This window comes from Pedobacter sp. KH_004, assembly GCF_057840755.1.
In genome coordinates this window covers 4,791,882-4,806,162 of record NZ_CM174519.1, presented here as the reverse complement: position 1 = coordinate 4,806,162, position 14,281 = coordinate 4,791,882, and the positions used below count along the sequence as shown (strand labels likewise).

Sequence of the window (14,281 nt, the reverse complement as noted above, 5' to 3'; positions counted from 1 at the left end):
AATATCCAAGTTCTTTTCAGAGTTCAACAATAAAAAAAAATCATTTCTGTAAAATGGGATATGTGGTTGGATTATCGCTATCATACGTTTTATTTGAAAAAGAAAGTAAAAACATTAAGAAAAAAATTTGCACGCCTACAGTATCTAAGAAATACCCTTCAAAAAGAGAAGAAACTAAAATCCATACTATTGATGACTTAAAAAGATTTTGATAAGGGCTACTCTTTTGAAGAAAGGTATTATTTGCAAGAGTAAAAAAAGACATATAGAAGAATAATGCACCAAAAAATCCTGCCGAAGTAATTACAAATAAAAATCCATTACTAGTTGCGCCGCTTTTGCCCATTCCCAAAAGCCCTAGATTCATAATTATGTCCCACATTTGCCCCCATGTACCCTCTCTATTATTTCCTCTACCTTCAAAATCCAAATCCTGTATTGAAAAGTTAAGGAAGAAAAAAAGAACTATACCTACTCCACCAAAAATTAATATGAATTTTAAAAAATGGTTTTTAGTTGAAAAGAATACATATGAAGTTATGAATAATATAAAGCTTAGCAGTGCATTTCTCGATCCTGACAACAGCATTACAATAAATGAAATTACAAATAGAAGTAAAAATAATTTCATTTTGCCTGAATTAACTAAGTAAAAAACCGACAAGAATGCAGAAATGGAGCTGATAAGGCCGATGAAGTTCGGATGAGAGGTAAGCCCAAATAATCTGCCTTTCCACATCACTGAGCCAATCCCTAAGAAAAAAATGGCACAATTTAATGCCACAAAAATAACTATTCCCGCATATAGACTTAAAAGAACTGCTTCCATAGACATACTCTTAGAACCAAATCCTAATGAGTTGCTAAAAAACAACGCAATTATATATACAGTAATTATTTTAGCAATCGGCTCAATTTGTAACCCCTTTAGATATAAATCTGAAACATAAACGAATACATAGAATATAAAATAAAAAAATATTAATCTATTTTTTATAAATAATCCATTGAAATTTGTAATTACCTTATAGACTAACAATAATATTCCACTGGGCAACGCCAATCTTTGAATAACCTCAATAAATTTAGGTACAGAATAGGACACGGCCTCGGGTGAAGCATACCTAAATGAGGCTAGGAAAAAGATTAGTGCAATAATATAATCAATCTTTAGCTCAGTAATTCTGATCATCTTTTAAGCACTCCTTATACATTTTTTGTGTTTCACTTGCCATATAATTCCAATCGTAAGATGCTATAGATTGATAGTTGGCCGTTCCAAACTCGTCAAACTTATCTTTCGTTAATATAGAAAGCCTTTCTATCATCTCGGTGAGTTCGTGTTCTTTAGAATAAAGAAATTCGTTACTGAGGAATTCAGGCATACTACCAATGTTGGTTGCGATACAACACTTTCTATAAGACATCCCTAAAAATAAAGATCCTGATGTTAAAATATCTCTATAAGGATAAACCATAACATCTGATATATCCAAAAAAGAAGCTATTTCATTATCTTCTATAAAGCCTCTTCTTAATGTAATCCTTGAATCATTATCTATAAAATCTTTTAAGAATATATAATCGTTTTCATCACTCACCTTTCCAGCTACAATAAGCTTTATCTTCTTGGATTTTGAATTTTTAAAACTCTTTATTAATTCAAAAACACCCTTATATGGCCGGATATATCCTAGAAACATAAAAACTACGTCGGTTTCTGAGATACCGAATTCATCCCGGAGCTTACTTGAAGCAAGAGGATTACTCTGATATGCATTGACGTAGTTAGCGTGCTTTATTAAATGCATTTTATTTATATCTGCACCATATTGAAGTACTAATTGACTTTTCGTATACTCATTGTGTACACTAAAAGCGTCCACTAAATGTATGAACTTCTTGACTATAAATTTTTCGAGCCGTGAAAACTTATTACTGTGACTTACCAAATTATGGACCGTCCAAACAATCTTTTTATTTTTACTAAAGATCCTTAACCAAATAAGAAAAAAAGTTGATTTTACAATCGAAAAAACGTAACTATCACTTAAATAATAGGGTTCAATCCAATGGAAATGAATGATATCAGCCTCCGTAACTCTCTTGTCATAAAGAGATTTTGTTTTTGCATTGACTAATTTAACCTCAATGTTTAGTTTTGCTAATGCGCCCTCTAATTCTGTCTGATAGGGATTGCTTTTATAGTACGGAGCGAAACAAACTTTCATAATATATTATTTATACTTCCAAAGTTTTTTACTAATTCTTGAGAGCATTCTCGAGAAAGCTGATCGACTCTTCCTTGTGAATTGCTAATTTTGCATCAATTTTTTCCCAATCAACTTTTTTATTTAATAACGCCATATAGTTGTTCTCGTTAAATTTATCATGTATATGATCCTCTAAATCCAATAAGCTGAGAATACTCTTTATTCTTTCGTTCATACCGCTAGCCTTTCCTGTATTTGGCAATACGATAAAATTTGTATGGCAGATTAAACAAAATATAACGCCATGGAAAGAAGTTGTAACTACAAATTTTGAATCCTTAATATAATCTACCCAACTTTCTATAGTCGGTAATAGTCCGCCGGAACTATCATTATTAGCAGAAGCATGTTGAACAGAAAATCCTGGAATCTGATTTGAGAAGCTGATAAACATTTCTTTATCTTGAACATCACTATTCCCCAAAGTGTATATAAAGATCTGCGATTTTTCTTCTTTCTTTTTTAATGATAGAAGCTCACACCACTCTTCTAACTTCAAGAGCAACGTTGGATCAAGTACAAACTTTGCATCTGGTCTTCCAAGGTCATTACAAATCTTTACCCCACTATTCTCCCTTACGCCTATAAAATCAATGTTATCAATATTTTCTTTAAACAAGATTTGATCTTGGCGATCTAAAGTTGCATGCCCAAAACTAGCGGCGTAAGCAATTCTAATTATATTTTCATCCCCAAACCCTAATAAAAACGCTTCCGCTGGAACCAATATCTTGTTGTTCCAAACTTGGTCACTCCCAACATAATATACATCGGCTTTGGGAGGATTGGTCTTTAAATCTGCTAAACTAAAATAATTATCATCGCCGAAAATTATTCGCCGACGCTTAAAACTTTCAAATTGTCTAAGGTGATCAAAATTTCTCTTTTTAACAATTGACTTAACAATGGCTAGCAAAGTCTTCAAATAAACCTTAACTCCGGTTCCTCTATCTAATCTTCGATGAAATTTAACCAGATAAGGATCATGCCCCATTTTTTTTAACACTTCCTGGGACGCAAACAATTGTAAAATTTGTCCATAATTGTTTAGCGACTCCCAGAATGTCATTATTCCTATCTTCATATTACAGTTTTTGAAATATTTCGTTTACTGATCTCCTTTTTGATAGTGTTGCTCTAAAATTATCTTTAGTTACACCAATAGGAATGATACAAATCACCTTTTCATTTTCGGCGATTCCTGAAACTTCAGACATTCGGATATCATCTTTAACTTCTTTTCCCCAATTTCCAGGGCAGTGAGCTATTTTATAAAAATGCAAAGAATATAACAAGTTCATTAGGAAAATACCTCCGTCAACGTACAATTGATTTCTTTCGCCTATAGTATAATAGAAATTTCGATCATTTACTAAGATTAATAATTGAGTGATCGAATCTTCGTATCCTCTAAATCCCTTTTGTATAGCCAGAATCTGATTTACTTTAACTTTATCTTCTATTAGGTACACTTTTGAAGCTTGTCTGTTACAAACTGAAGGTGAGGTTGTCGCTAATTCAACTGCACGTTTTACATCAGCAATTGGTACATATTCTCCAGTAAAATTTCTCAAACTTTTCCTAGACCTAGCGAATGTTTCAAAATTTTCATAATTATTCTTATAAAATTCCTCTTTATTAAAGTCAATAATTGCATGAAAGTTATCCTTATGATCGTCACCCAAAATTTCTAAGTATTTTTTATATTGAGACAACGTAAAGTATGATGAGATGTCTAGGCTAAGTTCTTGGTGTATTTCATAATATTTGCACATAACTTGATAAGCATGCAATATTTGTCCATTTGAACTATTAATAGTTATTAGTTCTGAATTGAGGTAATTATGCAATCTTTCAACTCTTTCTTTTGCAAACTTAGGCTTCATCTTTTCAAAAAGCATTCCCTTCTCAACTGCATGATAATCTAAAATTATTAATGCTTCAAGCTTCTTAATGTTATTTTGATGAAAAACAGTAGAATGTTTATAGAATAACTTCATATCAGAACTATAATTTTTCCTCAATTTCCTGGCATTTACTAATCTCCACCGAAACGACTTTATAGCTGATAAATTCCTGGCACCAATTAAGGCACTAAGAATGCTTTTTACCTTTTCTTTCATAGACAAATTTTAATAATGTAGCCTTTTCACTTTTCGTTGTTCCGAAAAAATAAAAAGATAACGTAGTTAGTACACAAACAAAAACAGAGTTTATAATTAGAGTCACTAGGTCAGACGACTCAAGATAACTATTGAATATTACTAACACCATTACAGATATCATGGTTGTAATTGAAATTGGTAATACTACGTTAATCATAAATTGTCTAACATCGAGTTGGATTAAATTTCTCATAAATATCAGCCTAACAATAAAACTTATAATTGATATTGCTACGGAAATATAAAAGATAGTCTCTGGTTGAGCCCCAAACTTTAATGACAAATAAGATAAAGGCAATATAAGAAAGATAAAGGATCCTAAGATTATTTGATACCATTTCACTTTCCCAGAAGCTTGTACCGCTTTTTTTAATGGGCCCGAAAGGCTTTCAATAATCATCTCAACTAAGCAAAGCTTAATAAAAATCTCTGTGTAATTTGGGACAGAAGTTAACCACAGATTAAGTATTCCCTTGGTATTTAAAAAGATGGGACAAACGAGAACAAATACAAGAAAGTAGGAATACTTGCAACTGGCGAAAACTATTCTAAAAAACTTATCCTTTTCACCGCTAGCATAAGTTTTGATAATTTGCGGGGTCAAAGCCATTTGAAAGTTACCAACAAACTGATTAATTGCATTTTGGAATTGAATCATTATTCCATAAGCAGCATTTAAAAGCGTTCCGAAAAACAGATTCAGCAAAATATTAACGCCTTGGCCTTTCGCGACGAACGCAATACTTCCGAAGAGATTCCATCCAGAAAAAGACAATATGTTCAACATGTATGTCTTATCGTAATACCATTTGAAGCGGCTTTCTCTAAATTTTTTCCAACAATATAATTTATATAACGTGCTTATTATAAGTGACACCACAACTACTAAAACCGCGTATGTTTTTAGCTTATCGTACGATGACCATTGCAATAGGAAAATAATTAACAATTTTAAAACAACCTCTAAAAATCCAATAGTAGCAAAAACCCCCATCTTTTCTCTGACGATTATTAGTGCATTGAATGGAACTTGAACTATACCTATCAAGCCGGCAATTACCGAGAAATGATATACAAAGTTTGCAGAACCTATTCTATCTGAAGGAATGTTCAATTTGTAGTTTACGAAATATAAACCTATCGTTTCTGCTAAAATGAGTACAAAGAAAGCAATCAAGATATGAACAATTAAAGTAATATTAAACGTCTTAACTAAATTGCTTTCATCGTTTTTACCGATATCAGTTGCTAAATACCTTTGTGTCCCTGATGCCATCGCAGAATTTAAAAATCCAAAAAGAGCAACAACCCCACCTACCACGGTATAAATACCATAATCATGAATCCCCAATACCTCCAGTATCACCCTTGAAGCATAGAGATTAACAGCCATAGCCAGGCCCATTCTGAGATATAAGAATAGAGTGTTTTTAGCTATTTTTTTACCTGAACTCACAAGCGATTAATTGTTGTATTTAAACTTTGCTTCATAACTAATTATTTTATTTTTTTCATTCCTTCACAAAACGATAGCTCAACAAGTAGTCTAACTATTTCTGGGGAATTAATAAATGTTGTGTTAGATCGATACATTAAGATGTCTTGGCAGATAGAGATAGTTATTTCTCTTCTTATTTACGTTTAGTGAACTTATGCCACCACCTATCGCCTTTATTTTCAACTCCATATTCACCATAACCATAACCATAACCGTACCCATAGCCATAACCATAACTGCTATATGAGCCCTTAGATTTGACGTCATTAACAATAAATTGTATTGATTTAATCTTGTTTTGCATAACCAAATCGTTCGGTAATCTCAATTGTTCTTTGTAGGTATAATCCTGTCTAACCAAATACAAACACAAATCTGAGTATCTAGACAAAAGTTGCGCGTCGGTAACCATACCAACGGGGGGGGCATCCATCAATATGTAGTCATACCTGTTATTTAAATCATCCATAAGTTCTTTTGTTCGAGCATGAACTAATAACTCAGAGGGATTTGGGGGGATTGCTCCAGCTTGTATCAAATCTACATTTTTGTCTGCGCCTGACGGCATTATTATCTCGTTCACTGTCGTTTCTGGACGGACAATATAATGGGAAAATCCCTTTCCAGCTGCTAATCCCAATTTTGATGTAATTGAAGGCTTTCGTAAGTCTAATTCCATAAGTAGTACCTTTTTATCTAATAAGGCAAGAGATAGAGCAAGATTTAGTGCAACGTAAGACTTTCCTTCGCCAGACATTGAGGAAGTGAACAATATTCTTTTACCACCCTGTAAAGAAAATTCTATATTGGTTCTCATTGCCCTAAACTGCTCGGCAATGGCAGACCTTGACGCTTTCGTAACAATAATTTGTGACGCTTCCATTGAATGTGAGACAGCACCAAGAACAGGCAAATCTGAATACTCTTTTATATCAGACAAGCTTTGCACTTTGACATTTAATAATTCCTTGAAATATAAGATTACTGAAGGAATTAGCAAACCCAAGACTAATGCGAATAGATAAATTAAACTTGATTTTGGTGAAAGCGGTAAAGACTTAACTTTAGGGGAATCAATTATCTTAGAATTAGCAACAGTCGCAGTTCGCCCTATCGCAGTCTCCTCCCATTTTTCTTGCAAAAATATATATTGAGCTTGCTTGATAGATTGAATTCGAGCCAAATCAAAATAGCCGCGTTCAATAGTTGGAACATTTAAAATCTGTCCATTCATTTGATTTGAGAGTCGTTCTTGTCCTTGTTTTAATAATGTTATTTGTCTGCGAGTAGATGCCAAATTTTGCAATATATCTTCGTGTAATCCTTCTATCTGCTGATCAAGATTTTTTACTACGGGATTATCAACCGTATTAGCTAACAACAATCTCTGTCGTTGTAAGATCAATTCATTATATTTTGATACTAGCTGGTTAAATGTAACGTCTCCAGGAATTATAGAAGAAGGCAATACTCTAGGATTGGATTTGTCAGCAAGGAAACCTTCCAATGCATCTAACGCAAGTTTTTGATTCTCAAGTTCAGCTATACTTTTACTGAATTGTGAAGAATTTTCAAGCAGTAGATTAGACTGAGCATCAAGATTTGTTAGGCGATTTGATTTTTTATATCCTGAAATATTATCCTCTACTTTACTTAGCTCTTGCGTAATTTTGGTAAGTCGTTGAGAAATAAAGGATAATGTAGAATCAGCAATGACATTTTTATCTTCCAAGTTTCTTTGTACGTACCTATTTATTAAAGAATGCAAATAACGTTCGCCTTGCTTAGGCAAAGTTGTTTGGAAGGTTAAATCTATAGTTGAAACCTTTTCATTGGTCACTTGAGCACTAAATTGCCCAAGATAGCTTCTAGCAGCCTGCCTAATTGGACTAACCTTTACTATATAGCTTTCTTGAGGAACACCTTTGAATTTATTATTCATTGTTATCATAAGTGTCCCGATGTCAGATAATGTAAATGGCTTGTTGACGTCCACTTTTATAATTTTATCATTATAATCAATCTCTAAAGCTTTGTCTCTCTTATTTATACTAAACGATGTCGAAACTTTTATACTATCCAATGGTGAAATTATGGCAATATCGTATGGTATTTCTTCAACAGGTGCCTTATTAAAAGACTCTTCATAGAATGAGATATAAGCATGATCTTCCAGAACCATTTCTGCCATCAAATCAGCCGTCTTAAGAACCTCTACCTCATTTTCAACAGAACTTTTTGCATTAATCATTCCCGACAATTCCCCTAATGCAGCCGAGCCGAGTTCTCCACCCTTTTTTGTATCAGAAACCAATAATTTGGCTTCGACTAAGTAAACTGGTATAGAAAATTTCAAATAAACAAAAGCGCATGCTATTGTGAGCACAATACTTAAAAGAAACCAGTACCAATGTTTTATTAGCTTTCCCAGAAAATTTAAAAAAATTTCTTTATCTCCTTTTATTGATTTATTGGTCATAAATGTTTACCTGTCTTGATTTGTTATTAAAGTACTCTTGCGATTATTAATGTAATAATCGAAACGGCTGATGTGATAAGCGAAATCGTTTGCATTCGTGATGTATTAGTTTGTGCAACCCTCGATTTCGCTGGTTCGATATATAAAACATCACCTTGTTTTAAATGAAAATATGGAGAATTCAACAACTTCGAGTCATTAAGATTTAACCTTACAAATTTATTTTTACCATCTTCCTCTCTAATTAACAATACATTTTCTCTCTTCCCGTAAATCGTAACATCTCCTGCTAATCCCAAAGCATCTAATATTGATACTTTCTCGTTTGGCACTGTATACGTCGCTGGTCGTGCTACTTCACCTAAAACAGTAATTTTGTAATTTGCAAACCTAACTTGAATTGAAGGATCTAAATAGAACTTTTTAGCAAGGCTTTCAATGGAATTACGAGCTTCAAAAGTTGTTAAGCCTGCTACCTTTACCCTTCCCAATAGATTTAATTGAACAGAACCACTTTTATCAACCACATACCCCTCTATATTATTCTGTTGCGCCCCAAAGGTTGCTATATTAGACATAGTCTGATTAACCGCTTGAGTAGAGGTTGGATCTATAGTTGTGACTTGAATATTTAGGATATCATCAATCTGAATTTTTGGCTCTACAAATTTAGCGGCAAAACGCTCAACTAACAATGAATCAGAAGAAAGATCATTAAAGTAAACTACCTTTTGTGATACAGTACAACTATCAACAAAGATTGCTAAACTAAAAGCTAATACTACGATTGTAAAAGTTTTCAAATTATATATGTATTTTTTCATGTGAATACTAGTTTGTGGCCTATGTGTTAACTAAAAATTTAGCAAATTTATTTGACGACTGTTTTAATTGTACGTGGCCAACTGATATAAGAATACTAATTATCAATAAGACATAAGAAATATTCTTGAACATTTGGCAGCAGATTATCTACAAGATCAAAATATAAACATCATTTTAAATATTGGACACTTAATATCAACGTCTTCAATATATCTTGGTATAAGATCAAGATTCCAATGACGTTTTCTTTATATGCGTATCAGACTCCTATTTGTAATTTACGACCATCGGCAAACTTACCATTTTAAATATATTAACCATAATCAATAAAATATATTTAATTAAAAGAGCCAAATAACTTATTATTTTCGAACGGGTAGTACCCAATTTTTGTATGTAAATAACCATTTTCTATAACTTCCGCTAATGCTTTTAAATGTTTATCATTGTGTAAATCTGTTCCCGCGAGATTGTACATCTTATTTTCCAATAGATATTCTGCTGTCCTCTTAACCTCCCTCCCGTAATATCCTGTAACTGAAAGCAAGTTTAATTGAAACAGAACCCCCATATTTTTAAGACGAAGAAATTTTTTGTTAGAATCATGATAAAATGTATATCTCTCTGGGTGGGCTAAAATTACCTTGTATCCTTTAATTTGAAGCTCAAAAATAATTTGTTCAACATTCGGGGTTTCATTTAAATAAGACATTTCAACTAAGATATAATTACCTGGCAAAGTCATATGCTCAACAGAATCAATGAAATTTTCATCTAACATATACTCAGCTGCTGCAGCAATTTCCACATCCACATTTGCTTTTCTCAACGCTTCTATTGTCTCTTTCAGTGCAGGGATGATCGTTTCCGCTGAATTTGGATATAATTCTGTGAAAATATGTGGCGTACAGATAAATTTTCTGAAACCCAATTGATGCAATTTCGTAATTAGTTTGACGGATTGATCAATATTAGGCGACCCATCATCAATTCCTGGTAAAAGATGGGAGTGTATATCAACACCGAGCCAATCGATATTATTCACAATTGGCTTCTTTTTTCTAAAAATTGAGAACATGAATACCTTCGGATTTACTATAAAAATAACATAAAAATTTGATTAAATTCATTATCGGCTTTTGCAAGAATTTACATTGATGATCCCGGTTTCATGTTGTTGCGCACTGCTTTAGTATCTCCCTTTTTCAACGAAGATGTAGCTCTTGACTGCAAACTATCACATAAAGCTACCATAGTGATGAGTTGTAGGCTGTTTAATGAAAATATGTTTGATTGAAAGGCGCCTTTGATGTTAGTCCCTGTCAGATTTACCGCGTCCTTAATATTATACAAAGACTGTAACATAATTAGAATACTACTGGAAGATATCACTTTAAAAAAATGAAAAATAGAAATCAACTTATCGCAAGCAAGTTCGCTCAATGCTTTGATATACCAAACTGATACTTCGACAGTTTTAGCTCCATCGTCAATCCCGCGAAGCAAATCCATGTCAATGTATAACCAACTTGATTCTTTGACTTTTTCTCGTCTTTTCTTAAAAATAGAAAGCATCATTTAATGATTGTGCCTGAGCATAGGCGATAATTAGGTTTTCTTAGTGTATAAATTACAATAACTAAACCTGGCACTAAAATAGAAAAAAAAATGCTGACCCACACAACTTATGGCTATTAAATTTAAAAAATAACTATATTAACATTTATTTAATGGAATTTTAACGTCCTAAGCCCAAAAAATATTTAAGAATGGATACAAACTGTGTTTTACTATACCCGAGATTACTAAAAATTATAAAGAACTCCCACTCTAAAAGAAAAATTGTTAGCACTTTCGTTAAGATATTGATAATTTCCGGAATGAATATAACTTATTTTAGTATTGAATACTAGTTTTTTATAGTTCCAATCAAATTGCCCACCAAAAACAAGGTCTCTCCAGTATTCTTTCTCTCCATCCACTACTTTAGCCAAAGCCACATTTTGATTAACGTGATCGAATCGCAATCCGATCTTTCTTAATCCCTGCACCCAACTTAGCTCGAAAGTTTGCTGATTGCCTTCCGGTCCCACCGCAGCGCCAAGAATTTCACCTTTGTTGGTGTATCCTGCAGCAACATAGTGGAGGTACCAATTAGGCTGATTTCGCAAGGTACCTGTGTTAGCTCCTTGCATTTGCGTAAGCTCTACGCCTAGTTGCAGATAGGTATCTTTCTGCAAGAGTGGCACAAGTTTTCGAAAACCCGCAGTATAGGCGCGTGAACTTTCCGGTTCGAGCATAAAATCTCGCGCATTATAAGAAAAATCATTTCTGCCAAACTGAAAATAAACTTCTGCCTTTGCTTCTGGCATTACCCATCTTGCGTAAGCAGAAAAGTATTGGTCTTGGTTTACCTCCTCTTCAATAATAGTCTCAGTCTCGTTTACAACGGTAATGCCCTTTTTAAGCGTGGCTGAAAAAATAGGAAAATACCCTTTGAATGATCTTTCCATATCCTTACGGTATACATAAAAAGACCTATCTATCCCAAAATACAAGTTGGGAATCCATTTTGGCTGATAGGTTAGCATGATCGCATTAAGATATCGCCAGTCTTGAGATTTAGCCCTATAACCAGGACCTTTGAGCTCATAACCGGAACCATCAAGTCTTCCTGCAATCACCTGCCCTTCAATCGACCCGATGAAAGTCCGAAAGGGTCGAGAGGTATTCAAAGTCAGGTGCTTGAACCCAGCTGCATTATTGCTCATTAGCAACGAATTATGTACACCAGGCCCCCACCATAAATTTTCAGTGGAAAGGCCAATAGATACCGGATCAAAAGTCAAACGTACACTACTTTGACCCCAATTCACTTTAGTATAACTTCCATCGCCGTAACGTTCAGGCAAATCAATTCGATTGTAAAAACCGGCATAAGTAGCGCCTGATTCACTTAAGGCCCTATAATCTTTGTTTTGTGCAAATACGAGTTCAGGGCGCAGCTGTATGCTTAAAGGACCAATCTTCGCAAACACGCCTGCTGACAGCTGCGTCTGATATCCCCTGGACGGAATCATCGAACCATCATTGCTGCCAAACGGATGATGTGTATTATATTGATTCGTCCAGACTACCGGTAAGGCATAGGCGGCTATTTGACCGCTTTCGGATTGGTATAGTTTTTTTCTGAAAAAGGATTGAGAAATCCCGGCTATTGTACTATCTCCGCTAAAAATACTATTGTTCAGATTTAAAGGCCTTAGCATGAAAGAAGTACCTGAGCTGTCTTTGCCTAAGAGTTGCTGCCTTCTTAACATATCTTCGATACCAGGCAATAACCCGCCGACAGGAATCGTTTGAGCGGAAAGTTTTCCGATCATAAACCAGCTTAATACCAAGCAAAAGATTGCCCGTGGCTTTAAAAGAATGATATTCATGCGCATTGAAATCACAGGTTATACATTAGGCCAATTTTGGCACGAAAATTATTTACATCTGTTTTTGGAATGTCCCAGAAGAACCCGCCATCATTGATCTGCTGCCATTGATAATTTAGAGACCTTAAATAACCCAAATCGGCATTAACCATTATTCTATTAAAATTCCAGGCGAAGTTTGCTTTTAAGCCAATATCAACCCAGTGCCTGCGGATATCACCCACAGGAGGACCAGCAGTATAGAAAAAGTCATTGTTGTTCACAATACGCTCAACTCCTAATCCAATCTGCTTTACGCCTTTGACCCAAGTCAGGTCTAAACTCTGCATGCTACTACCTGGGCCTATACCAGCGCCAATGACTTGACCCCTATTGGTATACCCATGCATGATTTTGGGATCTGTGTACCAAGAAGGCTTTACGCTTACCCCTCTGGACCTGGGAACCTCCATCTGGGTGAATTCTATCCCTACCTGAATAAATTGATCTTCTGCCCTAAGTGGGACCAACTTTGTAAACCCGGCCACGTAGGCGTTAGATGCTAATTTTTTACCGCTAGCATCTTCAAGATGTTTATTTTTCCCAACCTGAAAATAAACTTCAGCATGGCTTTCAGGTAATAGAAAGCGGCCAAACCATGAAGAAAATGAAATGGCACTGTCAGATTCATTATGATATGCTACTGCAGTTCTATCAACACCAAGATACAAACCTGGAATCCACTTTGGTTGATAGCTAAATACAAACCCGGATATTGAACGCCATTGATCAGGTTTATTTAGAAAAGAATTCACACTGGATGGCGAAGAAGGTAACGATACATTGGAGTTCTCCAGACGACCAGCAATAATTTGAGCTTCGATCTTTCCTACCTTTATATCTACTGGTCTGGTGGTATTTAAAGTAAGGTGTTTAAAACCTGGCGCATTGTTGCTCATCAGCAATGAATTTTTCCTGCCAGGTCCCCACCATAAATTTTCTGTGGAGAGTCCAAAGGAAATAGGGTCAAAATTGAGCCTGATGCTACTTTGACCCCAGCTTGCCTTGTTATAACCACCACCATCAAATTTTGATGGCAAATCTATCCTGTTGTAAACCAGGTTAGGATATGCATAATACAAATGGTTATCTACCGTTTCTAACTTCTCAAAATCATCATTGGCAGCATAAACAAACTCAGGTCGCAATTGGATGCTCAACGGACCCGCTTTAAAATATACCCCTGCAGAGATCATTGCCTGATAGCCTTTAGCCTGAATCATAGCATTATCATTTATGCCGTATGGATGGTGCGAGTTGTATTGTTGTTGCAAAACAATAGGAAGGGCAACAAAAGAAATTTTTCCACTAGCGTTCTGATAACGTAATCTACTGAATTCATCACCTGACGGTAAGACTATTGGTCTGATCATATAAGAGAAACCAGTGCTATCGGTTCCCAATAATTGCTTACGTCTATAGTAATCCAGAAAGTTTTCTAATAAATCAAGGCTTAAAGTTTGGGCTTGAATCTCCTGGCTTAAAGAAATCAGCGCCAGTACACCTAAAAAGAGTCGTAATTTGGAAAGCTTCGACTTCATCTGCAGATAATTTTTCATTAA

General features: G+C 34.6%; 11 protein-coding genes. All 11 read right to left on the bottom strand.

Annotation, left to right across the window (positions count from 1 at the left end):
* Positions 1 to 40: 40 nt before the first annotated feature.
* Complete coding sequence (locus AC3ITD_RS20700; RefSeq protein ID WP_489362593.1) at positions 41 to 1,192, bottom strand: O-antigen ligase family protein; 1,152 nt, start codon at positions 1,190 to 1,192, stop codon at positions 41 to 43.
* On the bottom strand, positions 1,176 to 2,231 hold the full coding sequence (locus tag AC3ITD_RS20695) for a glycosyltransferase family 4 protein (protein ID WP_489362592.1): 1,056 nt from the start codon (positions 2,229 to 2,231) through the stop codon (positions 1,176 to 1,178). The genes AC3ITD_RS20700 and AC3ITD_RS20695 overlap by 17 nt, the downstream gene beginning before the upstream one ends.
* 31 nt (positions 2,232 to 2,262) lie before the next feature.
* Complete coding sequence (locus AC3ITD_RS20690; protein WP_489362591.1) at positions 2,263 to 3,357, bottom strand: polysaccharide pyruvyl transferase family protein; 1,095 nt, start codon at positions 3,355 to 3,357, stop codon at positions 2,263 to 2,265.
* Position 3,358: 1 nt separating this feature from the next.
* On the bottom strand, positions 3,359 to 4,396 hold the full coding sequence (locus AC3ITD_RS20685) for a nitroreductase family protein (protein ID WP_489362590.1): 1,038 nt from the start codon (positions 4,394 to 4,396) through the stop codon (positions 3,359 to 3,361).
* A complete protein-coding gene (locus AC3ITD_RS20680) occupies positions 4,368 to 5,894 on the bottom strand; it encodes a lipopolysaccharide biosynthesis protein (RefSeq protein WP_489362589.1) in 1,527 nt (508 codons plus the stop codon). Before AC3ITD_RS20680 ends, AC3ITD_RS20685 begins: the two co-directional genes overlap by 29 nt.
* 175 nt (positions 5,895 to 6,069) lie before the next feature.
* A complete protein-coding gene (locus tag AC3ITD_RS20675; RefSeq protein WP_489362588.1) occupies positions 6,070 to 8,415 on the bottom strand; it encodes a GumC family protein in 2,346 nt (781 codons plus the stop codon).
* Between the two features lie 26 nt (positions 8,416 to 8,441).
* Positions 8,442 to 9,239, bottom strand: a complete 798-nt coding sequence (locus AC3ITD_RS20670) for a polysaccharide biosynthesis/export family protein (protein ID WP_489362587.1) — start codon at positions 9,237 to 9,239, stop codon at positions 8,442 to 8,444.
* A 338-nt stretch (positions 9,240 to 9,577) separates the two neighbouring features.
* Positions 9,578 to 10,285 (bottom strand): tyrosine-protein phosphatase, encoded by a 708-nt coding sequence (locus AC3ITD_RS20665; RefSeq protein WP_489362586.1) that lies wholly within the window; start codon positions 10,283 to 10,285, stop codon positions 9,578 to 9,580.
* Between the two features lie 104 nt (positions 10,286 to 10,389).
* On the bottom strand, positions 10,390 to 10,818 hold the full coding sequence (locus tag AC3ITD_RS20660; RefSeq protein ID WP_489362585.1) for a hypothetical protein: 429 nt from the start codon (positions 10,816 to 10,818) through the stop codon (positions 10,390 to 10,392).
* A gap of 227 nt (positions 10,819 to 11,045) precedes the next feature.
* Complete coding sequence (locus AC3ITD_RS20655) at positions 11,046 to 12,623, bottom strand: capsule assembly Wzi family protein (RefSeq protein ID WP_489362584.1); 1,578 nt, start codon at positions 12,621 to 12,623, stop codon at positions 11,046 to 11,048.
* Positions 12,624 to 12,691: 68 nt separating this feature from the next.
* Positions 12,692 to 14,278, bottom strand: coding sequence for a capsule assembly Wzi family protein (locus AC3ITD_RS20650; RefSeq protein ID WP_489362583.1), 1,587 nt, complete (start codon positions 14,276 to 14,278; stop codon positions 12,692 to 12,694).
* Between the last annotated feature and the right edge of the window lie 3 nt (positions 14,279 to 14,281).

Coding starts and splice junctions, on each gene's coding strand:
- AC3ITD_RS20700 (WP_489362593.1), bottom strand. CDS start 1,192: ATGATCAGAATTACTGAGCTAAAGATTGATTATATTATTGCACTAATC.
- AC3ITD_RS20650 (WP_489362583.1), bottom strand. CDS start 14,278: ATGAAAAATTATCTGCAGATGAAGTCGAAGCTTTCCAAATTACGACTC.
- AC3ITD_RS20660 (WP_489362585.1), bottom strand. CDS start 10,818: ATGATGCTTTCTATTTTTAAGAAAAGACGAGAAAAAGTCAAAGAATCA.
- AC3ITD_RS20670 (WP_489362587.1), bottom strand. CDS start 9,239: ATGAAAAAATACATATATAATTTGAAAACTTTTACAATCGTAGTATTA.
- AC3ITD_RS20675 (WP_489362588.1), bottom strand. CDS start 8,415: ATGACCAATAAATCAATAAAAGGAGATAAAGAAATTTTTTTAAATTTT.
- AC3ITD_RS20690 (WP_489362591.1), bottom strand. CDS start 3,357: ATGAAGATAGGAATAATGACATTCTGGGAGTCGCTAAACAATTATGGA.
- AC3ITD_RS20685 (WP_489362590.1), bottom strand. CDS start 4,396: ATGAAAGAAAAGGTAAAAAGCATTCTTAGTGCCTTAATTGGTGCCAGG.
- AC3ITD_RS20695 (WP_489362592.1), bottom strand. CDS start 2,231: ATGAAAGTTTGTTTCGCTCCGTACTATAAAAGCAATCCCTATCAGACA.
- AC3ITD_RS20655 (WP_489362584.1), bottom strand. CDS start 12,623: ATGATCGGAAAACTTTCCGCTCAAACGATTCCTGTCGGCGGGTTATTG.